20 protein-coding genes are annotated in these 20,864 nt (G+C 58.4%); 15 read left to right on the forward strand and 5 right to left on the reverse strand.

Annotation, left to right across the window (positions count from 1 at the left end; genetic code table 11):
- The first annotated feature begins 2 nt into the window (after window positions 1-2).
- From AC6CHM_RS20295 to trbI, 8 genes are all read left to right on the forward strand, one after another.
- Window positions 3-2,456, forward strand: a complete 2,454-nt coding sequence (locus AC6CHM_RS20295) for a conjugal transfer protein TrbE (RefSeq protein ID WP_498174475.1) — start codon at window positions 3-5, stop codon at window positions 2,454-2,456.
- Window positions 2,428-3,267: a P-type conjugative transfer protein TrbJ gene (trbJ, locus tag AC6CHM_RS20300; protein ID WP_498174477.1), complete on the forward strand. Its 840-nt coding sequence runs from the start codon at window positions 2,428-2,430 to the stop codon at window positions 3,265-3,267. Before AC6CHM_RS20295 ends, trbJ begins: the two co-directional genes overlap by 29 nt.
- On the forward strand, window positions 3,264-3,464 hold the full coding sequence (gene trbK / locus AC6CHM_RS20305; protein ID WP_307277923.1) for an entry exclusion protein TrbK: 201 nt from the start codon (window positions 3,264-3,266) through the stop codon (window positions 3,462-3,464). The genes trbJ and trbK overlap by 4 nt, the downstream gene beginning before the upstream one ends.
- Window positions 3,458-4,657: a P-type conjugative transfer protein TrbL gene (gene trbL, locus AC6CHM_RS20310; RefSeq protein ID WP_498174430.1), complete on the forward strand. Its 1,200-nt coding sequence runs from the start codon at window positions 3,458-3,460 to the stop codon at window positions 4,655-4,657. The genes trbK and trbL overlap by 7 nt, the downstream gene beginning before the upstream one ends.
- Before the next feature lie 40 nt (window positions 4,658-4,697).
- The gene (locus AC6CHM_RS20315; RefSeq protein ID WP_498174479.1) at window positions 4,698-5,360 is read left to right on the forward strand and encodes a conjugal transfer protein TrbF; all 663 of its coding nucleotides are present in this window, start codon (window positions 4,698-4,700) and stop codon (window positions 5,358-5,360) included.
- Between the two features lie 77 nt (window positions 5,361-5,437).
- The gene (gene trbG, locus AC6CHM_RS20320; RefSeq protein ID WP_498174481.1) at window positions 5,438-6,217 is read left to right on the forward strand and encodes a P-type conjugative transfer protein TrbG; all 780 of its coding nucleotides are present in this window, start codon (window positions 5,438-5,440) and stop codon (window positions 6,215-6,217) included.
- The gene (gene trbH, locus AC6CHM_RS20325; RefSeq protein WP_498174432.1) at window positions 6,217-6,672 is read left to right on the forward strand and encodes a conjugal transfer protein TrbH; all 456 of its coding nucleotides are present in this window, start codon (window positions 6,217-6,219) and stop codon (window positions 6,670-6,672) included. Before trbG ends, trbH begins: the two co-directional genes overlap by 1 nt.
- A 12-nt stretch (window positions 6,673-6,684) precedes the next feature.
- Window positions 6,685-7,998 (forward strand): IncP-type conjugal transfer protein TrbI, encoded by a 1,314-nt coding sequence (gene trbI / locus AC6CHM_RS20330; protein WP_498174434.1) that lies wholly within the window; start codon window positions 6,685-6,687, stop codon window positions 7,996-7,998.
- Window positions 7,999-8,370: 372 nt separating this feature from the next.
- On the opposite strand, the gene AC6CHM_RS20335 is transcribed toward trbI, so the two are convergent.
- Window positions 8,371-8,769 (reverse strand): type II toxin-antitoxin system VapC family toxin, encoded by a 399-nt coding sequence (locus tag AC6CHM_RS20335; protein ID WP_336441217.1) that lies wholly within the window; start codon window positions 8,767-8,769, stop codon window positions 8,371-8,373.
- Window positions 8,766-9,017: an AbrB/MazE/SpoVT family DNA-binding domain-containing protein gene (locus tag AC6CHM_RS20340; RefSeq protein ID WP_307277940.1), complete on the reverse strand. Its 252-nt coding sequence runs from the start codon at window positions 9,015-9,017 to the stop codon at window positions 8,766-8,768. The genes AC6CHM_RS20335 and AC6CHM_RS20340 overlap by 4 nt, the downstream gene beginning before the upstream one ends.
- Window positions 9,018-9,717: 700 nt before the next feature.
- On the opposite strand from AC6CHM_RS20340, the gene AC6CHM_RS20345 reads away from it, so the two are divergent.
- Window positions 9,718-10,029 (forward strand): DUF736 domain-containing protein, encoded by a 312-nt coding sequence (locus AC6CHM_RS20345; protein WP_307277941.1) that lies wholly within the window; start codon window positions 9,718-9,720, stop codon window positions 10,027-10,029.
- A gap of 420 nt (window positions 10,030-10,449) precedes the next feature.
- Here AC6CHM_RS20345 and traG read toward each other — a convergent pair whose 3' ends face one another.
- From traG to traC, 3 genes are read right to left on the reverse strand one after another with little or no spacing between them, the layout of a single operon-like run.
- Window positions 10,450-12,363 (reverse strand): Ti-type conjugative transfer system protein TraG, encoded by a 1,914-nt coding sequence (gene traG / locus AC6CHM_RS20350; RefSeq protein ID WP_498174437.1) that lies wholly within the window; start codon window positions 12,361-12,363, stop codon window positions 10,450-10,452.
- Window positions 12,350-12,565 carry a type IV conjugative transfer system coupling protein TraD gene (traD, locus tag AC6CHM_RS20355; protein WP_498174439.1) on the reverse strand — a complete coding sequence of 72 codons (216 nt, stop codon included), beginning with the start codon at window positions 12,563-12,565 and terminating at the stop codon, window positions 12,350-12,352. The genes traG and traD overlap by 14 nt, the downstream gene beginning before the upstream one ends.
- A 4-nt stretch (window positions 12,566-12,569) precedes the next feature.
- Window positions 12,570-12,863 carry a conjugal transfer protein TraC gene (gene traC / locus AC6CHM_RS20360; protein ID WP_498174441.1) on the reverse strand — a complete coding sequence of 98 codons (294 nt, stop codon included), beginning with the start codon at window positions 12,861-12,863 and terminating at the stop codon, window positions 12,570-12,572.
- Window positions 12,864-13,134: 271 nt separating this feature from the next.
- Between traC and traA the strand changes: the two genes are divergently transcribed.
- The 6 genes from traA (at window position 13,135) to AC6CHM_RS20390 (ending at window position 20,864) form a co-directional block, all read left to right on the forward strand.
- Window positions 13,135-16,434: a Ti-type conjugative transfer relaxase TraA gene (gene traA / locus AC6CHM_RS20365; protein WP_498174443.1), complete on the forward strand. Its 3,300-nt coding sequence runs from the start codon at window positions 13,135-13,137 to the stop codon at window positions 16,432-16,434.
- Window positions 16,431-16,961: a conjugative transfer signal peptidase TraF gene (gene traF, locus AC6CHM_RS20370; protein ID WP_498174445.1), complete on the forward strand. Its 531-nt coding sequence runs from the start codon at window positions 16,431-16,433 to the stop codon at window positions 16,959-16,961. The genes traA and traF overlap by 4 nt, the downstream gene beginning before the upstream one ends.
- Window positions 16,951-18,120, forward strand: coding sequence for a conjugal transfer protein TraB (locus AC6CHM_RS20375; protein ID WP_498174483.1), 1,170 nt, complete (start codon window positions 16,951-16,953; stop codon window positions 18,118-18,120). The genes traF and AC6CHM_RS20375 overlap by 11 nt, the downstream gene beginning before the upstream one ends.
- 17 nt (window positions 18,121-18,137) lie before the next feature.
- On the forward strand, window positions 18,138-18,746 hold the full coding sequence (locus AC6CHM_RS20380) for a TraH family protein (protein WP_498174447.1): 609 nt from the start codon (window positions 18,138-18,140) through the stop codon (window positions 18,744-18,746).
- Between the two features lie 190 nt (window positions 18,747-18,936).
- A complete protein-coding gene (locus AC6CHM_RS20385) occupies window positions 18,937-19,602 on the forward strand; it encodes a helix-turn-helix transcriptional regulator (RefSeq protein WP_498174449.1) in 666 nt (221 codons plus the stop codon).
- A 212-nt stretch (window positions 19,603-19,814) separates the two neighbouring features.
- Complete coding sequence (locus tag AC6CHM_RS20390) at window positions 19,815-20,864, forward strand: class I SAM-dependent methyltransferase (protein ID WP_498174451.1); 1,050 nt, start codon at window positions 19,815-19,817, stop codon at window positions 20,862-20,864.

Raw genomic sequence — 20,864 nt, forward strand, 5'->3', positions numbered from 1 at the left:
TGATGGTCGCTCTTTCTCGCTTCCGCCACGCCGGCCCTTCCTTTGCGGACCTTGTTCCTTATGCCGGGCTCGTCGCCAACGGCGTTATTCTTCTCAAGGATGGCTCGCTGATGGCCGGCTGGTATTTCGCCGGACCCGATAGCGAAAGCTCTACGGACGTCGAGCGCAATGACATATCGCGCCAGATCAATGTCATCCTTTCACGCCTGGGTTCGGGCTGGATGATCCAGGTCGAGGCCGTCCGGGTTCCGGCAACCGATTATCCAGGAGACCGGGACTGTTTCTTCCCCGATGCGGTGACCCGCGCGATTGACGCCGAGCGTCGTGCGCATTTTGAACGGGAAAGCGGTCACTTCGAAAGCCAGCACGCGCTGATCCTGACATGGCGCCCGCCCGAGCCCCGAAGTTCCGGTCTGACACGCTATCTCTATGCCGATCGCGACACCCGGTCTGCCTCCTACGCCGATCAGGCGTTGGAGGCATTCCAGACCTCGATCCGCGAAATAGAACAATACCTCTCCATCACGATGTCGATCAGGCGGATGGTGACGCAGGAAGTCGGAGGGCCACGAGGGAGTGTGGTGAAATATGATGAGCTTTTCCAGTTCATCCGCTTTTGTATTACAGGGGAGAACCATCCTGTGCGGTTGCCTGCTGTCCCTATGTATCTCGACTGGCTGGTGACAGCCGAGCTGCAACACGGCATGACACCCATGGTGGACAACCGGTTTGCGGGCGTCGTTGCGATCGATGGTCTGCCAGCAGAGAGCTGGCCAGGCATCCTGAACGCGCTCGACCTCATGCCGCTGACCTATCGCTGGTCTTCCCGATTCATTTTTCTCGATGCCGAAGAGGCCAAGGCAAAGCTTGAGCGCACGCGTAAAAAATGGCAGCAGAAGGTTCGCCCATTCCTTGATCAGCTTTTCCAGACACAAAGCAGAGCCGTCGACCGGGATGCGATGCTCATGGTGGCCGAGGCCGAGGACGCAATTGCACAAGCCTCATCCCAGCTTGTAACCTATGGCTATTATACGCCGGTGATCATTCTGTTTGATAAGGACAGTGTCCAGCTCAAAGACAAATGCGAAGCGGTCCGCCGGTTGATTCAGGGAGAAGGGTTCGGGGCGCGCATCGAAACCCTCAATGCGACCGATGCCTTCCTCGGCAGTCTGCCCGGCAACTGGTATGCCAATATCCGCGAACCGCTGATCAACACGCGCAATCTCGCAGATCTCATCCCGCTCAATCAGGTTTGGTCCGGCAGGCCCGTTGCTCCATGCCCATTTTATCCGGCCGGATCCCCGCCCTTGATGCAGGTGGCAAGCGGCTCGACGCCGTTCCGGTTTAATCTTCACGTCGATGACGTCGGCCATACGCTCGTTTTCGGGCCGACCGGATCGGGCAAGTCCACGCTGTTGGCTCTGATTGCCTCGCAGTTTCGCCGCTACAAGGACGCCCAGCTCTTTGCATTCGACAAGGGGCGTTCCATGTTGCCATTGACGCTTGGAGTCGGTGGTGACCACTACGAGATTGGCGCAGAGCCGCAAGCGGCAAGAAGCGAGCTTGCTTTCTGTCCGTTGTCCGAGCTCTCGACGGACACGGATCGTGCATGGGCGAGCGAGTGGATCGAGATGCTGGTGACACTGCAGGATGTCCCCATCACTCCCGACTATCGCAACGCCATCTCCCGGCAGATCCAACTGATGGCGCAATCGCGTGGCCGGTCGCTTTCCGACTTCGTCTCCGGTGTGCAGATGCGCGAGATCAAGGACGCATTGCACCACTACACGGTCGACGGTCCGATGGGGCAACTTCTTGACGCGGAAGCGGACGGATTGTCACTGGGTGCTTTTCAGTGTTTTGAGGTTGAGGAATTGATGAATATGGGCGAGCGCAATCTTGTGCCGGTCCTGACCTACCTGTTTCGCCGCATTGAAAAACGGCTGACGGGCGAGCCAAGCCTCATTGTTCTTGATGAGGCTTGGCTGATGCTTGGCCATCCGGTCTTCCGGGACAAGATCAGGGAGTGGCTGAAAGTCCTGCGCAAGGCCAATTGCGCGGTGATCCTCGCAACCCAGTCGATCTCGGACGCCGATCGTTCCGGCATCATCGATGTGCTGAAAGAAAGCTGCCCGACCAAGATTTGTCTTCCAAACGGTGCGGCGAGAGAGCCCGGAACACGCGAGTTCTACGAAAGGATTGGCTTTAATGATCGCCAGATCGCCATTGTCGCCTCCGCCGTGCCGAAGCGGGAATATTATGTAATTAGTCCCGAAGGGCGCCGGTTATTTGACATGGCTCTTGGACCTCTGGCGCTTTCATTTGTGGGCGCATCCGGCAAGGAAGATATCAAGCATATCCGTGCCCTTTATGCCGAACATGCGGCCGACTGGCCGCTCCATTGGATCAAGCAGAGGGGGATTGCCGATGCGGCATTGCTGTTACCGAAAGCTTAGGAGAAACCTTTTCGCGACCGCCATGGCCGTGGCAGTGCTTGCGCCGGTCACCTCAGGTTCCGCGCGCGCTGGCGGTGTCACCGCACAGGCTACAGAATGGACCCAGCTGGCCAACAACGCTGAGCTGATCAGCCTCGTCGGCAAGTCGGCCGAGCAGGTGAACAATCAGATTACCCAGATCAATCAGCTGGCAGAGCAAATCCAGAACCAGCTCAACATCTACAGGAATCTTTTGCAAAACACCGCCCAGCTGCCGGATCATATATGGGGCCAGGTTGAAAATGATCTGGGCAAGCTTCAGAGCGTTGTCGAACAGGGGCAGGGCATCGCCTTTTCCATGGGCAATGTCGACGATGTCCTGAAGCAGCGCTTCGCGAGCTTCGCCGACATGAAAAGTAACCTGCCGGACAGCGCGAGCTTTTCGTCGACCTATCAGGACTGGTCAAACGCCAATCGTGACACGATCCTCGGCACACTGAAGGCTGCAAATCTCACCGCTGAGCAGTTTACCAGCGAGGAGAGCACAATGTCATCATTGCGCTCAATGTCCCAAAGCGCTGATGGGCAGATGAAAGCACTGCAGGTCGGCCATCAGATCGCCGCCCAGCAGGTCGGCCATCAGATCGCCGCCCAGCAGGTCGCGCAAATGCAAAAGCTGCGCGGGCTGGTTTCACAGCAGATGACCATGATGGGCACGTGGTTTCGATCCGAACAGGCACAAAAGGATCTTGCCCAGGCCCGACGGGAAAAATTCTTCAACGCACCGATCAATGACATCCGCGGCGGCCAGACAATGGAGCCGCGCTGGTGAGCCCGCGCATCCTCGTTATCCTCGTGCTGGCGTGTGCCATCGTTTTCGGAATGGTGATTCAACCCGACGCGATGACTGAGCCACTGGCGATGATTTCGGAACCGGGTGCTGCACAGCGCGAATACCGCGAGCGTTTTTTCGGTGGCGGTCCGGACCGTGATGTCCGCGGCGGCCAGGAGATGAAGTCAGGATGGTAGTTTTACGCGCTTCCCGCGCTCAGGAGACAGCGTTCTTCGTCGTCGCGATTTTGCTGCTTGCGAGCGCGCAAGCGCTTGCACAACAGGGTGCGGTGCTGACCACGCTGGAGAACCAGGTCGTGAGTGCCGCAAAGGGATGGGAGACAACGATCATGAATGCAGCGCGCTCCCTGTTCTGGATTCTCGCCGGTATCGAAATCGGCATTGCCGCTATCTGGCTGGCGGTCAGTGCCGCCGCGCTCGATTCATGGTTTGCCGAACTGGTGCGCCGGATCATGTTCATTGGCCTCTTCGCCTTTATCCTCGACGGTGGCCCGGCATTCGCCAAGGCCGTAGTCGACAGCCTGTACCAGATCGGCGCCGGTGGTGGCTCTCCGTCGCCCGCCAATATTTTCGACGCCGGAATCCGCGTTGCGTCGAAGATGTCCGAGCAGGCCAAGTTCGGTCTGTTCGAGGACAATGCGCTGGCCATCGCTGCGGTTTTCGCGATGGTTGTGGTTGTCGTTTCATTTTCCCTGATCGCAGCCATCTTCATTGCCGTCATGGTAGAGATGTATGTCGGGCTCCTGGCAGGAATGATCATGCTCGGGCTTGGCGGCTCCTCCTACACCAAGGATTTCGCCATCCGATATCTGGTTTATGCCTTCTCGGTCGGCATGAAACTGATGGCGTTGGTGATGATCGCCAAGATCGGCTCCGAGACCCTGCTCGGACTGGCTGAGGCGCCAACCGCAACCACCGACCAATTTATTACCACGCTCGCCATCGCCGGCATATCGGTCGTCGTGTTCGTAATTGCGATGTATGTCCCTCCTATCATGCAGGGCGTGGTGCAGGGTGTGTCCGTGACGGGCGGCATGGAGACGATCCGGCACGGCTCGCAGGCGTCGGGTTTTGCCGTCGGTGCGACGGTGGGCGCGACTTCCCTTGCCATGGGAGGAGCGAGAATCGGTGCAGCGGCGTACGCCGATGCCCGGTCGACGGGCTCGTCAGTGGCAGGAGCGGCGCTGAAAGGAATGGCAAGCGGGTTCGGGGCAACTGGAGGCGCACTCGCCTCGGCAGCCCGCGATCAGGCGATGGGCGGACGCGGCACCTATGGCACCTCAACGCTCGGGCTCGCCAACGCCAAGCTCGAGGAAGCCAGAAAGTCATCCCTGGCGCCCAAAGACTCATCCGGAAATAAGGGACGCTGATATGAGACGATCGACTGCCCGAAACAAGGCGTGGGGGGTGATGGCACCGGGTGAGACAGCAGAAAACCCCTATATGGCCGCACGGCTGGAATGGAATGAGCGCTACGGCTCCTATATCCACGCGGCAAGGACATGGCGGATCGTCGGCATTGCCGGCATGCTGATGGCGGTAATCGGCTTCAGCTATGGGCTTTTCCAAAGCACCCAGGTGAAGCTCGTCCCCTACATCGTCGAGGTCGACAAGCTCGGAACCGCCGCAAGTGCCGGCGTCCCGCAGCAGATCGAATATGCCGACCCGCGTGTGGTGCGGGCCACGCTTGGCGGTTTCGTTTCAAATTTTCGCTCGGTGACTCCCGATGCGATTGTACAAAAGCACTATATCGACCGCACCTATGCGCTGCTCAGAACTTCGGACCCCGCGACCGAGAAGGTGAACAGCTGGTTTCGCGGCAATTCTCCCTTTGAAAAGGCCAGGAACGCCACCGTAGCGGTTGAAGTCAACAACATCGTTGCGCTGTCAAACCAGTCCTACCAGGTCGACTGGACTGAATATGAACGCGACCGGAAGGGCAAGGAAACCGCGGTTCGGCGGTTTCGAGGCATTGCCACAGTCACCCTCAATCCACCACAAGATGAAAGCATCATCCGGCTCAATCCGCTAGGTCTTTACCTGCGTGACTTCGACTGGACGGCGCAGCTTTAAAAGGTATGAAACCAGACATGAACGTCAGCGCAATCTCCGCCAGGGCCGTCCTGATTGCATCCATCACCCTCCTCGTCATGACCACATTCCTTCCGTTCGCTCTGGCTCAGAGCATGAGCGCTAATGAAGCGAAAGGTACAAACATATCCGGCCAATGGCGGGGAAGCCGCGGACTCGTCACGAAAGGGGCGGATGGCAAGGTCATCTTTCTTTTCGGGGAAGTGCAACCATCCGTCGTCTGTTCACCATTGCAGGTGTGCGACATCGAACTTCAGGCCGGCGAGGTGGTCCGTGACGTCCTTGTCGGCGACACGGTGCGCTGGAAGGTTGAACCCGCCACCTCCGGTGCAGCCGGTGGACAGGCGATTCATCTGATCGTTAAACCCTCCGAGCCTGGCCTGGTCACGTCCATGGTGGTGACAACATCGCGGCGAACCTATCACATTCAGCTCAAATCGCATGCAAGGCAGTATATGGCACGTGTGGGTTTCGAATATCCCGAAGACGTTTCGGCGAAAGTCTCTGACATCAATGCACGGCTGGAAACCGGCACGATTTCCGGGGCCGGTTTGCCCCCAGAACAATTGAATTTCGGCTATTCGCTTTCCGGAACAGCAAGCTGGCGCCCGGTGCGCGTCTACGGTGACGGATCGAAAACCTATATCCAGTTCCCAAAATCCGTATCAGCCAAGGATGCACCGGTTCTGTTCGTCGTGTCGGGGGGCCAGAACCGCATTGTCAACTACCGCATGAAAGGCGATATAATGATGGTCGACTACAATATTGACCGTGCCGTACTTGTCTCCGGCGTCGGCTGGAAGCAGGAAAAGATCACCATCAAGCGGGGAGGGCGGTGATGCGATTGCATTCACCTGTTCGCGCCATGATGGTTGCCGGGTTTCTCGCCTTTGTTCTTTCAGGGTGTGCATCGGTTGCACCAACGGGATTGATCGCCGGCACCGCGCTGCCTGAAATCTCCGATACTGCCGCAGGCGCGATCGCCGGCGACATGGTCAGTCGTCTTGCCGAACAGGTGGGGCCCCGGACCGCTGCCGTTGCCTTGAATCAGGATGATACGCCGTTCGGACGGGCGCTTGAGGCAGCGCTCAAGGGCTGGGGCTATGCGGTTGTCGCCGACCAGAAGGCCGAGGATAGAACAAAACTCATCTCGCTTGTCTATGCGGTGGAGCCGTTCGAGGGACAGATGCTTGCACGGCTGTCGACGGCGAGCCTGAAGATCGGCCGCGTTTACAGCATAACAAACGTAGGCGCGACGCCGACAAGCCCGCTTTCGGTTATGCAGAGCAGCTAGAAAGGAGCGGTCATGGTGCAATCGCTGCAGCTTGGCGGAACGCAAAACAGCAACCAGGCCACCAGCATGCGGCGCGTCAATCGCCTGCCTGTATTCGTCCTGATTTGTCTGGCTGTCGCTTTTCTCGTCATCATATTCTTTGGTCTTACGGGACGTGGGCTTTATCCTGGTGACGAACCAGGCATTGACCAGTCTGCGGGATACCCGGCCTCTAGCTATGCCGATCAGTTGAAACAGGGTGTGGCCGACGGCATCATTGGCGAGCCTCAGCCGTCCCCAAGCTTCCAGCCCTCTCCCGTGGAAACGAAGCCGGACACATCCGCCAACCCTTTCGGGATGCAGACAAACCATACGGGCGAATACCAAAAGCGCGATAGCGGCCTGGAAGAGGACGGGGTGTGGCGGGCACGTCTTCAACGCGAGCAGGACGAACAATATCTGCGCGAACGGCAACGCCAACGCATGGCGCGTCTGCAAGCGAATGCAGCAGCCCATGATGCCCCTCTTGCCCTTGACCCTGGCAAGTTTGCAAGCAGGCCGGGCGATGCGACGGATACGCCCAACACACTCAAATCTTCATACTCCGCATCTCAAGCTTCCGGCTCGGACCTTTATGCCGCAGCGCTGAGAAATGGTCTTGCCGGTCAAAATTTTGATCCGAACGGCCAGGCATCCAAGCAAGACTTCTTCAATTCGGACATCAGGGAACTCGGATATTTGCCGAACCGGCTCGTCCCGCAGCAATCGCCCCATGAGCTGAAGCGCGGGTCGGTCTTTCCTGCAACGCTGATCAGCGGCATTAACAGCGATCTGCCCGGCCGGATCACCGCACAGGTCAGCCAGAACATCTATGACAGTGCAACCGGCCACCGCCTCCTGATCCCGCAAGGAGCCAAACTGTTTGGCCGGTATGACAGCAAGATCGCATTCGGGCAAAGGCGGGTTCTTGCTATCTGGACGGATATCATTTTCCCGAACGGCTCGACGCTTCAGATAGGCGCAATGGCCGCTGCCGATGTGCAAGGGAATGGCGGCTTCAAGGACAAGGTGAACAACCGCTATTTGAGGACGTTTGGTTCGGCCGCCCTCATCGCGATGATCGGAACGGGAATCGACATGGCCCTGCCTGAAAGCTCTACGCGTGCGACTCAGGATACCGCATCCGACGCAGCCAGGCGAAACTTTGCAGAATCCTTCGGACGTGTCGCCGAGCGCACGATCAACCGAAATCTCGACGTCCAGCCGACGTTGGAAATTCGCCCGGGCTATCAGTTCAACGTCGTTGTCGATCAGGACATGGTTTTCCCGGCGGCATATGGAAAATAGCGTGTCTGATATTTACGAAGCGGAAAACTAGTCGACGCGCACGATCACTTAGGTTGGTTGGCGATGAGGTAGCGCTCGGCTTAGCGATGTCAATGACTGTCGGCTACAATGATGAGGAGAGGGGAACAACGTGCATATTCGATCAATGGAGTTAGCCCGATAATTCCAGGTTTCAGCCACGTTGCTGGCCAAAACATGCGATTATTGCTACATATCAGGGCCACCTGCGGGCTATTGGCAGAAACTTGCGTTTGGAAAGACGCCGGTAAGAGGCTCTCGACAATCTCCGGCAGACGAAAGGTGACTATCTTACAAACCCAGACAGCCGGGTGCCCAGTTCTGCGACCGTCGTGCTAATAATGCGAGGCGCTGTCAGGACAGGAGCTGCGCCACCTGTCCTTGATCTGTCAGCAGTTCAACTGCCTGTTTATCGAACGACATAAAGGTTTCGCCGCCCAACCAATTGCCCTCATATGCCATGATACCATCCGCGAAATCACCACCAGCTTCGAGAATGGCGAGTCCGGCCTCAACAGCAGGACGATTCATCACAACATTTCCAGCATCCAGCAAATCACGGATCGTCAGGGCTACATCTTCCTTCGGGAGCTTCGCTCCGCGCCGTAGTATCCAAACCAGCTCACACAGGCACGGCAAGGCTACCGCGATAAGGGAAGCCTCTTTGAGAAGATTGCTCGCGGCACGGCCTTGCTTTGCGTCGTCCTGTAAAACAGCGCGCGCGAGTATATTTGTATCAACTGAGATTTTCATTCTTCACCCGCCCAACCAGAGGCGGCAATCTCGTTCATTTCGTCAATCGTCATCGGCTTTCTGACCTTGCCCGCATGCCGACTGATGAAACTATCAATTGTGCCTTTCGGCCGCGCCGCTTTCACCCGAAGCTCACCGCCCGGCAGTTTGTCCAATTCTATCCGTTCGCCGGGCCTAATGCCGAGATGTTGCAGTAAATCCCGCTTTAGCGTGACCTGTCCTTTCATTGTAACCCCTAGTGAAGTCACGACTCTCTCCTTTTTGCTCAGTAGGTCATGTACAGTAATGCAAATTCTCATTACTTGCAAGTGGGATTGTTTAGATGGGTGCAAAGCAATCGCGAGGGCTCAAGAAGGCCTAGCGGTCTTTACGCCATCAGGAAATTTCCCACAGGGACGAATGATTGCTGCGGCAAAGACAAATGGTTGACGGTAGGCCCATCTGATCATGTACGCTCGAATGCCAGGTCTTGATCTGACCATGCCGACTCCATATCTGTCTCCCCCCGTCTGTGCTCATTGGAAGTCCATGTGACCTCGTTCGCTTGCGTCTCTTTTTTGATTGCCAGGCCGGGGCAGGCTGCTTCCGATAAGCGGCGGCGACATTGGCGCGGGTCACCGCCATGCCATTTCGCTCGACGTAATCTGGTGACGAGGGACATGCGTCCAGGGTTCCTTCCATTGCAGTCCAGGCCACGTCCTTCGCGGGCTCGATGGGGCATGTCTGATCGGAGACCGGCTTCGCCTCGACCGTTATCCGCAACGGCCATCCGCAGCTTTCTTCCCCTGCGAACTGAGTTCGCATTCCTCGCGAAACAACAAAGCTGCTTCCTGCCGTCCTCCACTGCGTTTCGGCCCCTGCGGGGTGCGGTCCGATCGTCGCCGATCTTTGCGACAGCCATCGAGGCCGCGATGGGCGCGGCCCGAAACAAGCGAAAGGAACAAGACAATGGCTACCATCGGCACCTTCACCTCCACCGAAAACGGCTTTACCGGCTCGGTCCGTACCCTCGCACTAAACGTCAGGGCCCGCATTGCCCGCATCGACAACCCCTCCGACAAGGGCCCGCACTACCGCATCTATGCCGGCAATGTTGAGCTCGGTGCGGCATGGCAGAAGCGCTCCAACGAGAGCGAGCGCGACTACCTCTCGGTCAAACTGGACGACCCGAGCTTTCCCGCTCCGATCTACGCCACTCTGACTGAGGTGGACGGTGAGGCAGCCCTGCACCTCATCTGGTCCCGTCCAAACCGGGATTGAAGCCATCGGTCCAGGGGCTCCGCCAGCGAAGGCGGGGCTCCACCCGGGGTTGCCAGGAAGCACACGGGCATGTGGGCCTGGCATTCGTGCCGGACGTGAGCGATCCGGTCGCAGCGCAATCAATGCCCGGACGGAAACAAGACGGTTTTTGCTAACGTCCGGAATTGCGCACACGCCTCAGTCACGACTTCCACACGGTGGTAATGCTTGAGGAAATGGCTCGCGCAACCCAACCGGTTGAATGGCAGGGCAAAGCCGCGCCCGGTTACTTGTCACGGTGATCACGATAGCTGCTTTCCTTGTTTAAGCTGGGCGATTGCTCGACCCATCTGCGGATTTTCCAGGGTCGATATCATCCAACGCCTTTTCGCGCCGATCATCCCGTTCCGAAACGAACACAATAGGTTCGTCGCATCGATACTATGTTCTGTAAAAACGGCTTTTGCCGACGACCGATTTCATATCACTGCGCCGGAACCAGATCGCGCGACCGCATCGCAGCGGTGGGTTGCCCGCTGTAAACACGATCTGCTCGTCAGACCGCATTTGCATGATTTCATGCGGCAGGATCAGGCGGCGGACCGAAAGCTGTTTGGATCGCGAGCGTGACGATCCCCGCATCCCGGAGGAACGGTTTGTCTGGTCAACCTCGACCGTGGTATCGCCGCAACGCCTGGAAAGATACTCTGCTGTTTCCGGATCGTTGATCGCCGCAAACGAGATCCAGGAAGCGGACTCGAACCATTTCGAAGTCGCGTCGCGGCCGCCATAGGCCTCACGCATCTGTCCCAGTGACTGGAAGATCAAGATCAAGGTGATGCCGTATTTGCGTCCGGCATCGCGCGCGGTTTCAAGGATGCGCAGATAACCGAGGCGGGCTGCTTCATCAAGCAGGAAGAGTGTTCGGCCGGTCAACTCGCCCTTGCGGTTGTAGACCGCGTTCAAAAACGAGCCAATCACCACGCGGGCAAGCCCGGGATGCGCCTCGAGCACCTTGAGATCCAGCGTGATGAAGATGTCTGTCTCGCCTGCGGCAATGTCATCGGTCGAAAATGCACTTCCAGATACGAGGGCGGCATAGTTCGGATAGCTGAGCCAGTGCGTCTCCTTGACTGCATTGGCATAGACGCCGCTGAATGTTTCCGGTGTCATGGCGATGAACGGAGCTACATTTTCCTTCACAAAATCCGAATCCGACTGGTCATGGATGCGCGCGAGCCGCTCCCGAAGTTTCGGTTCGGGTTCGGACAGGTTGACGCGGACCTGTCTCAGACTCTGGTCCATCACATGCAGGTTTCCGGACAGGCAGACGTCGGCGATGAGGGCAATGAGGAGTTGCATCGCGGATGCGCGAAAGAAATCATCACGGGCGGATGCCTGCCGCGCACTGTCTGTCATCACCCAGGTCGCGACGGCAACGATATCCTCTTCTTTCGAATTGCCAAAGCGGCCGATCCAATCGAGCGCGTTGAACCCTGTTTCAGGATTTCCCGGGTCAAGCACGATGACATTCCGGCCCGCCTTGCGCCGGTGATCGACCACCATCGGCGCGACCTCGCCTGACGGATCGAGCACAACGAGACCGCCTCCCCATTTAAGTGCTGTGGGAACGGTGACGGATGTCGTCTTGAACCCTCCCGATCCCGCAAAAACCACGCCATGCGTTGAACCGAATGTGGCATCGAAACAGAGCATCGGCGCCTTGCCACCAGTCCCCCAGGTCTGCGGCGCGTCGGCCCTGAACGCAATATCTGTGACGCTGTCGCGGTCAACGCGGTAACGCTCGCCGACAACAATGCCGCCCGTTTGTGGAAACAGCTTTGCCGCCTGTTTCATGCTCATCCATTGGCTCTCGCCATGGATGGCACGCTTGCCCCCGATACGGCGCGGCGCGGGTCTGACAAAAGCGGCATTGCCTATCAGCGCTACTCGCAAGGCAAATATACCCGCAAGCAGCGTAACGCATGCGCCGATCATGATCGCCGCATCCGCATAGACGAAGACCGATTGACCCTTTGGCACATTATCGGACAGTTCGACCAGGCGGACGCTTTCGCGGATCGCAGCAATGACAACCGTCAAGAAACTTGCGCTTGCAACACTCCATCCGGCAGCCTTGATGTTCGCTGCGCCATTGGCGGCAAACAAGGTGAGGCTTCCGATGACGCCAGCCGTAACGTAAGGCATGGCAAGGCCAATACGGCCGAGTATCATGCGCGCCTGATCGGATTTTCCAAATGCGGCCAGCCAATGTTCGATGCCCGCCATTGCGAACATTGACGCTATCATCAGGGATGCGGGCATTGCTGTCAGCAGCAGCCTACGCATCGTCATGGCCGAACGCCTGCGCGCCGATTGCTGTCAGGCGGTCGCGCTCTTTTTCATCGTCAGCAAGACGAATGCCAGCGTCGATCAGAAGACCAAGCAGGAGTGCGCGTTTCTCATAACGCAATCCTGCCTTCACGATCAGCCCGCCGAGTTCGATTTTCTCACGGGTGTCCTGTCTGCGAGCCTCGGATGTCGTCAACCGTTTCATCCGTTCAAGCCTCGCCAGCGCTGTTTTTAATCGCGTCAGACGCGAGCGGCAACGAACTGCTCGCAGCGCTCGATCCCGCCGGTTTTTTCCCTTCGGCCGAGCCGTTCCGGTCCGGGCGAAACCGGGCGGCGAGCTCTTCGAAGGCTCTCCGTAGTTCCGTTTCGTCAATCGCAATATCACCGATCCCTGCCTTGAGGGCGAGGCGGCCGATGCGTTCTGCCTCACGCGTCTCGGCCTGTCGCAACTGGTCCTGAAGGAGGGCGATTTCTTGCCTGATCTTCGCGGATGGTTTCTTCATTGCGGGTCTTCCTTTTAAGATTGCTGCGGAAATTCCTTTTGGGGTTACAAGCCGCTCTCGGCTTGCAAGGATTGCGCAGACAAGCGCAACGCGCATCCCCGTTTATTCTACAGTCGGCAAGGCCGGCACTTTGGTAGATCATCCCCTCCGTTCCAAAGGAGCGGTCCAAGGGCGCAGTAATACGTCGCTGTCGCGACCCTTTGCTGACATGGCCCGATGTCAGCCGCTTCCGGACGAACATGATGCCTGTTTTGTCGTCGGAAGGTTTGCCTTGGCTATCACCCATTTCACACCCCAGCTGATCGGCCGCAGTTCCGGCCGCAGCGCGCTCCTGTCGGCCGCCTATCGTCACTGTGCGAAGATGACCTATGAGAGAGAGGCGCGGACGGTCGATTATTCCAACAAGCGCCATCTTGCCCATGAGGAGTTTCTGCTGCCACCCGGTGCGCCTGATTGGGCAAGAGCGCTGGTTGCTGATCGTTCGGTTGCCGCAGCTGCAGAAGCCTTCTGGAACCGGGTCGAAGCTTTCGAGAAGCGCGAGGATGCCCAGTTCGCCAAGGAGTTCATCATCGCGCTGCCGGTGGAGCTGTCGAAGGACGAGAACGTTGCGCTGATGCGCCAGTTCGTGTTCGAACAGGTCCTGTCTCGCGGGCAGATTGCCGACTGGGTCTATCATGACGATCCCGGCAATCCGCACGTGCACCTGATGACGACGCTCAGACCTTTGAACAAGGACGGTTTCGGCGCCAAGAAGATTGCCGTCATCGGTGAGGATGGCCAGCCCGTACGCACAAAACAGGGAAAGATCCGGTACCGGCTGTGGGCCGGCGAGAAGGAGGAGTTCCTGCAGCAGCGAGGTCGCTGGCTTGATCTGCAGAACGAGCATCTGGCGCTGCGCGGTTTCGAATTGCGTGTCGACGGGCGCTCCTATGCCGAACGGGGCATTGAGCTTGTTCCGACCACTCATATCGGCGTTGCGGCCAAGGCAATCCAGCGAAAGGCGCAAACACAGGGATGGCAGCCATCGCTCGAAAGGATCGAGCTTCACGATGCATCAAGGAAAGAAAACGCCGCCCGGATCATGAAGCGACCACAGATCGTTGTTGATCTTCTTTCCGATGAAAAGAGCGTCTTTGACGAGCGCGACATTGCAAAGGTCCTGCACCGCTATATTGACGATCCGGTCACCTTCCGCAACGTCATGGCGGCCATTCTTGACAGCACAGAATTGCTCCGCATCGACCGCGATGCCATCGACATTGCCACCGGCGCGCGGATCCGCGCCCGCTATACGACGCGCCAGCTGATCCGGCTTGAAGCGGCAATGGCAAAGCGGGCGATGTGGCTGAGCGAACAGGACAGCCAAGGTGTGCAGGCACAGGATCTTCAAGCGGTCTTGGCGCGCCATCATCGCCTCTCGTCCGAGCAGAGAACGGCGATCGAACATCTCACCGGCGGTGCGCGGATTGCCGCTGTGGTTGGCCGTGCCGGTGCCGGCAAGACCACGATGATGAAGGCTGCCCGCGAAGCCTGGGAAGCCGCCGGTTACCGCGTCGTTGGCGGAGCGCTCGCCGGCAAGGCGGCCGAGGGGCTGGAGAAGGAAGCCGGTATAAAAAGCCGGACTTTGGCTTCATGGGAATTGCGCTGGCGCGAGGGTCGCAGCGCGCTGGATGAACGAAGCGTCTTCGTGCTTGACGAGGCTGGTATGGTGGCGTCGAAACAAATGGCCCTCTTCCTTGAAGCGGTGGTCAGGTCCGGTGCAAAGCTCGTGCTTGTCGGCGATCCCGAACAGCTCCAGCCGATTGAAGCCGGTGCTCCCTTCAGGGCGATCGCCAACCGCATTGGTTACGCGGAGCTCGAGACCATTTATCGGCAACATGAAGACTGGATGCGTACGGCCTCGCTCGCGCTTGCCCGGGGCCATGTGGCGGAAGCCGTCCATGCCTATGAGGGCAAGGGTCGCATCATTGGCGAAAGTCTCAAAGAGGGTGCCGTGGCGCGGCTCATTGCCGACTGGAACAATGACTATGATCCGGAAAAGACCACTTTGATCCTCGCCCATCTTCGCCGTGATGTGCGCAAGCTGAACGAGCTCGCCCGCGACAAGCTCGTCGAGCGCAGGATTGTTGGAAAAGGACATGCCTTTGCGACCGGGGAGGGTGTCCGTCACTTCGATATCGGTGACCAGATCGTGTTCCTGAAAAATGACAGCGGGCTCGGTGTCAAGAACGGCATGATCGCCCGTGTCGTTGAGGCGGCACCCGGCCGCATTGTTGCCGAGGTCGGAGATGGGAATGAGCGCCGCCAGGTCACGATCGAACAGCGCCACTACACCATGGTCGACCATGGTTACGCGACGACAATTCACAAATCTCAAGGGTTGACCGTCGACCGCGTCAAAGTGCTGGCCTCGCTCTCGCTTGACCGTCACCTCGCCTATGTGGCGATGACCCGCCACCGCGAGGATATGGCACTTTATTACGGCACGCTTTCCTTTGCAAAAGCCGGCGGTCTGGTCTCGCTCCTTTCGCGTCGTGCGGGCAAGGAGACGACGCTCGACTACGAACGCCATGAGCTCTACCGGCAGGCGCTGCGCTTTGCCGACAATCGCGGCCTGCAGATTGTCCGTGTTGCCCGCACCTTGCTTCGTGATCACCTCGAATGGACGCTGCGCCAGACACGCAAGGTAGCCGGGCTTGCCCGGCGTCTGCGCAGTGTCGGCGAAAAACTCAGCCTTGTTGAAATCAGCAATACCCCTGCCAGAAAGGAGGTCAGGCCCATGCTCGCCGGCATTCCCTTCAATCCTTCTGCCCTGGAGGAAACAGTGGAGCAGAAGCTTCTGGCTGATCCCGCCGTCAGGAAACAATGGGACGATGTGTCTGACCGTTTCCGCTATGTCTTTGCCGATCCCGAAATCGCTTTCCGAGTAATGGACTTTCATGCGGTTCTGACGAACGACAAGGTTGCAAGGCAGACGCTTGAGCGCCTTGTCGCTGCTCCCGCCTCCATCGGGCGGCTTGCCGGCAAGACCGGACTGTTTGCCTCAAGCCTGGACAAACAGGCGCGGCGCGTTGCCGAAGCCAATGTGCCGGCGCTCAAGCGCAGCATTGAAAAATACCTTGATCTGCGCCAGGCGGCGCAGGAGCGGATAGGCAAGCAAGAACAGGCGCTGCGCCAACGCGCCTCGATCGACATTCCGGCACTCTCGCCGGCGGCGCACCTTGTGCTCGAACGGCTTGGCGACGCTATCGACCGCAATGATCTGCCGGCAGTCCTCGGCCATGCGATCAGCAACCCCGCGATCAAGGCGGAGATCGACATCTTCGGCAAGGCCGTGGCGGAACGGTTCGGCGAGCAAACCCTGTTGATGAATGCAGCGCGCCATGCCTCAGGCAGCCTTTTCGACAAGGCCGCGGAGGGGCTTGCTCCGGCAGAACGCGAGAAGCTTGTAAAAGCATGGCCGCTCATGCGCACCGCCCGGCAGCTTGCCGCCCATGAGCGCACCGCAGAAACGCTGAAAATGACCGAAAGCCTTCGTCAAGCCCAACAGCAGCCGGTGTTGAAGCAATGAGACGGGCGAGCGCCATCGTTATCGTCACCGGCACCGCCCTCGGCTTCCTGGCGGCGGTCGGCACCGCCTGGTTTTATGAATTCCGGTTCAACCTGACCCCCAGCGAGCCACTCGGATTGTGGCGTATCATCCTGTTGAACCGGCCAGCTAGGAACGGCGACCTGGTCTTCGTGTGCCCGCCTGAGAGCGCATTGTTCCACAAGGCGCTCGAGCGCGGCTATCTCAGGCGCGGGCTTTGCCGCGGGGGCTACGCGCCACTGATCAAGAGTGTGGTCGCAACATCGGGCCAGCATATCAAGATCGACACGCACGTTACTGTTGATGGCACTCCTGTGACCAGTTCGGCCGTGCGAAAAAGCGATGGCAATGGCCGTCCGGTCAGTCCCTTTTCAGGCGGTGTCGTTCCACCCGGGTTCATCTTCCTCCACTCACCCTTTGCGAGCTCCTATGATTCACGATATTTCGGGCCGGTTCCGGTCAGTGGCGTGCTTGGTCTTGCCCGGCCGGTCCTTGTCTATAATCCCTGATCGGCTGCACGGCCCCATCCTTGTTACGTTGTCAATCACCATCGGAACGGGTGGCTGGAGCGGCTATGTGCTTGCGCTTCCGGCAGTCCTCCTCTTCCCGGCGCTTTGGGCGCATGCGCGATCGCGCTGGATGGCGGCCCTCGTGTCGGCGGGATATTTTCTGGCAGCCACCCGAGGCCTGCCGCAGGGTGTTGCCAATTTCTATGGCACTGATCTGTGGCCCGGATTTCTGCTCTGGATCGGAGCCTCGCTGTCTTTTGTTGCCGTGCATGCTGCACTGTGGACCAGGCATCCAGGAAGAGGAAGGGCGGTGCGGTATTTGATAGCGGCCACACTCATGGCCGTACCACCCTTGGGGATTGCCGGCTGGGCTCATCCGGTAACTGCCGCGGGCATGGTGTTGCCAGGCTGGGGGTGGTGGGGCCTGACGATCACTACAGCTGGCCTCGCCATCATGACAACTCGGTGGGGGTGGCCGCTCGCCGCTCTTGTATTCGCAGGGTTTTGGCTCTGGTCCGCTGCGACGTGGACACCGGCAGATCAAACCGAAGGCTGGCAGGGGATTGATCTGCGACAGGGCAAATCGCTCGGCCGCGATATCGCGCTTGGCCAGCACCTGGAGCTGATCGCATTGGTTCGCGTCGCAGCAGGTCATGGCGCTCGCGTTGTCGTGTTGCCTGAGAGCGCACTCGGCTTTTGGACTCCGACCGTCCAAAGACTCTGGCAGGACGGGCTGCGCGGGTCAAAAATCACAGTGATGGCAGGTGCCGCCGTCGTCGATAAGGCAGGCTACGACAATGTTCTGGTCGCGGTTTCGGATGATGAGGCAGAGATTGTGTACCGCGAACGCATGCCGGTACCGGTTTCAATGTGGCAGCCATGGCTTGGCTGGATGGGGCGGGCCGGCGGCGCCCGCGCTTACTTCTTTGCCAATCCGGTCGCGCAGCTCCAGAACAGGAAAATAGCGCCTCTCATCTGCTACGAGCAGCTCATCATCTGGCCCATCATACAGTCGATGCTGCACGTGCCCGATGTTATTGTGGCAACCGGAAATGTCTGGTGGACCTCTGGCACCTCAATTGCTGCCATCCAGCGAACCAGTGCAAGTGCCTGGGCGCGGCTGTTCGCCATTCCCATCGTCACCGCATTCAACATGTAGAAGGAGGAATTATCGCAATGCTCGACGCTGCCCTTATTCAGCAGTGTGCTGATCCGTCGCTTGAAACCTCGCTCGTCCAACATTTTATCGCGCGGGCGGGCTCTTCCGATCCGCTTGCCGTGACCGTCCGCTCCGGAAACCGCGTCATTCTCGTTGAAAAACCCGCCACTCCTGATGAGGCAGTGGAACTGATCCGCCGGAACGTCGCCCGCAATATTGTGCGCGTCGGAATTACCCAATATCCGGCTGGTCTCGGCATCGTTGAGGCCGCCCAGATCGAAACCGACCTGGTCGACAGCTGTGCGAATATCCGCATGGGGACGGCTTTGTTTGCCAAGGTCTATCGCATCGTCCTGAAATGGTACGGCGCTCCGGCGAACGAGGCGTTTGAGGATGCCATCATCGCATGGCAGACCGGCTATTTCGAAGGGAATCCGGTTTTTGGAGCGGCCGATCCGGGCGGCAACGGGCCTGTCGTGCCGGTACAAGAACAGACGGCTGCGGCGCTGGAAGAGGATGAAAATGAGCGGCCGCAGCATGAGGCCCGCCCGGGTACCGAGGCCGAAGACGACCCGAACAGGGCGGCATTACGTGTCGATCTCTCCGCAATTGGTGGCATCAAATGATGTGCATCCGATCAGGTTCCGGCGCACCGCAATTCGTCAACAAGAAATATCTCATGGCCTGCGCCGGATCCTCGACCGGATGGAAACCTGCAATTTCAGTGCACTGTAGAGGAACATGATGGAAAATCACCAACCGTCGCCGTTGCCATGGTCGTTGGCAGTGTTGCAAAAAGTGGGCAGCAAAAGGGATATGGATCTGGCCCTTGCCAAAATAAGGGACCGTTTCCGGTTTGCTCACCTGACCTTCCTCGTGGTCCGCTCCGCAAACCGGACAGACAGCTACCCCTTCTGTTGCACGACCTATCCAGACGAATGGACCTCCCTTTATCTGCGCAACAACTATTTCGAGATCGATCCGGTGATCGAGCTCAGCCGCACAGGTTTTCTCATGCTCGATTGGTCAAAACTCGACCGGCGCTCCTCGAGGATTCGGGACTTTTTCGCTCAGGCTAATTCATTCAATATCGGAAGGCATGGTGCTACCCTCCCGATCAGAGGACCGGGCGGCGAACGCTCTCTCTTTTCCGCCACATCCAACCTGCCGAGGCTCGAATGGCGGCAATTGCGTATCGCGAGCAATCACAACATCCAGATTCTGTCCCACTACCTGCACGAGAAAGTGCTTTCCCTGACGGAGCTGCGGGAAAGCAGCAACTACCGGACGCTCTCCAGACGCGAGCAGGAGTGTCTTCAACTTCTGGCGCAAGGTCTCGTCCCCAAACGCATTGCTCCCAGATTGCATATTTCGGAAAGTGCCGTGCGCCTTTATCTTGGATCCGCCAGACGCAAACTCAATGCCGCGACGATCTATCAGGCTATCGGAAGGGCAAGCTTTCTTGAGCTAATCCGGACCTGACCGCCTCTGCATGTGGTCTCTCCCAATGCCTCAGGCGTGTTTTTCCAACTGCAATCCGCTCGTCAATCTGTCGAAATCAACAGGTTGCGCCGTCGCCCCTCATCCATCAGTTCTACCCGACCACGGATAGCCGCAGGAACCCCTGTAGCGGGCTGGTTTCCAAAGCCTGGACTGGAGCACCTGTCGTTTGGCATGATAGCGAGGATTACGCCATGGTGGACACAAGGACGATAGATGCCTGGCGGAGGGCTCCGCGCATCAATTCGTTTGCCGCCTTCTTTGAAAGAACCGCAAGCGGACTGGACGGGGCTCCGGACCTGGGCAAGCCGGAGCCTGCGATGGACCTGCTTTCGTTCGATCTCGACTGCATGTTGTTCTGGGACACGCATCGGCGTTTGTGGGGGCATTTCGACAGCCATTATTTTGCAAGCATTCCCTTTCGCCTCGAAGAGGAATGCCGCCTGGGCGCGGCGATCCTCTTGTTTGGTCAGAAGGTATGGGCGCGAAGTGGCCGGCCGGCCACGATCTATACTCTGGGGGCAGGCGCCGGCACACTTGCAAGGGCATTGGCAAAGCTCGGGGACGGGCGTCTGAAAACGCTCAACTGCAGTCCAACAAAGGGAAACCGGGTCTGTTTTTTTGCGCGAAGAGGCAGCGACGATGCTCACTTTTACCATGGACCATTCTTCCAACTGGACGATGAACGTTACGAGACAGATCAAACGCTTGAACCGTTCAGGGACGGATATGATGTGTTGCTGGAAGATACGACCTTTCAAATGTATGGCCCGGACCGGGACAACCAGACAGCTTTCATAGCGCCTCGGGTGAAGCGGGGCGGCGTCCTGGTGCAGGTGCAGAAACTGAACCACCCTAACCTTCAGGTCTATCTTGAGCGGGAACGTCAGAAAGACAGGGAGTTCAAGTCGAGGTTTTTTTCTACGGAGCAGATAACGGAAAAGAAGCGCGCTGTTCTGGATACGATGAAAGATCTCCAGGTCGATCTCGAGCGAACGCAATCGGCACTTCAACGGCATTTCCGCTACGCCGTCGTCACGTGGAACAGTGGAAATTTCTACACCATCGTCTCCTCCAATTGCCTGGGATCGGTCCGTGATTTCGTCACATCAATGGTAAAGCCGGCGCTGCCGTCAGAGTTTTGCTACGAACAATTGCCGCGCATTCTCGTAAATGATGAAAATGATCCGTTACCCTCGGACTGGACATGGCGCGCACCCTGGCCGATCGGCGGTGAAATGTGA

The organism is Phyllobacterium sp. GQ127, from assembly GCF_059758635.1.

Excerpts from the sequence above, each read along its gene's own strand:
- AC6CHM_RS20295 (WP_498174475.1), top strand. The coding sequence starts at position 3 with ATGGTCGCTCTTTCTCGCTTCCGCCACGCCGGCCCTTCCTTTGCGGAC.
- trbJ (WP_498174477.1), top strand. The coding sequence starts at position 2,428 with ATGCGGCATTGCTGTTACCGAAAGCTTAGGAGAAACCTTTTCGCGACC.
- trbL (WP_498174430.1), top strand. The coding sequence starts at position 3,458 with ATGGTAGTTTTACGCGCTTCCCGCGCTCAGGAGACAGCGTTCTTCGTC.
- AC6CHM_RS20315 (WP_498174479.1), top strand. The coding sequence starts at position 4,698 with ATGGCACCGGGTGAGACAGCAGAAAACCCCTATATGGCCGCACGGCTG.
- trbG (WP_498174481.1), top strand. The coding sequence starts at position 5,438 with ATGACCACATTCCTTCCGTTCGCTCTGGCTCAGAGCATGAGCGCTAAT.
- trbH (WP_498174432.1), top strand. The coding sequence starts at position 6,217 with ATGCGATTGCATTCACCTGTTCGCGCCATGATGGTTGCCGGGTTTCTC.
- trbI (WP_498174434.1), top strand. The coding sequence starts at position 6,685 with ATGGTGCAATCGCTGCAGCTTGGCGGAACGCAAAACAGCAACCAGGCC.
- AC6CHM_RS20335 (WP_336441217.1), bottom strand. The coding sequence starts at position 8,769 with ATGAAAATCTCAGTTGATACAAATATACTCGCGCGCGCTGTTTTACAG.
- AC6CHM_RS20345 (WP_307277941.1), top strand. The coding sequence starts at position 9,718 with ATGGCTACCATCGGCACCTTCACCTCCACCGAAAACGGCTTTACCGGC.
- traG (WP_498174437.1), bottom strand. The coding sequence starts at position 12,363 with ATGACGATGCGTAGGCTGCTGCTGACAGCAATGCCCGCATCCCTGATG.
- traD (WP_498174439.1), bottom strand. The coding sequence starts at position 12,565 with ATGAAACGGTTGACGACATCCGAGGCTCGCAGACAGGACACCCGTGAG.
- traC (WP_498174441.1), bottom strand. The coding sequence starts at position 12,863 with ATGAAGAAACCATCCGCGAAGATCAGGCAAGAAATCGCCCTCCTTCAG.
- traF (WP_498174445.1), top strand. The coding sequence starts at position 16,431 with ATGAGACGGGCGAGCGCCATCGTTATCGTCACCGGCACCGCCCTCGGC.
- AC6CHM_RS20380 (WP_498174447.1), top strand. The coding sequence starts at position 18,138 with ATGCTCGACGCTGCCCTTATTCAGCAGTGTGCTGATCCGTCGCTTGAA.
- AC6CHM_RS20385 (WP_498174449.1), top strand. The coding sequence starts at position 18,937 with ATGGATCTGGCCCTTGCCAAAATAAGGGACCGTTTCCGGTTTGCTCAC.
- AC6CHM_RS20390 (WP_498174451.1), top strand. The coding sequence starts at position 19,815 with ATGGTGGACACAAGGACGATAGATGCCTGGCGGAGGGCTCCGCGCATC.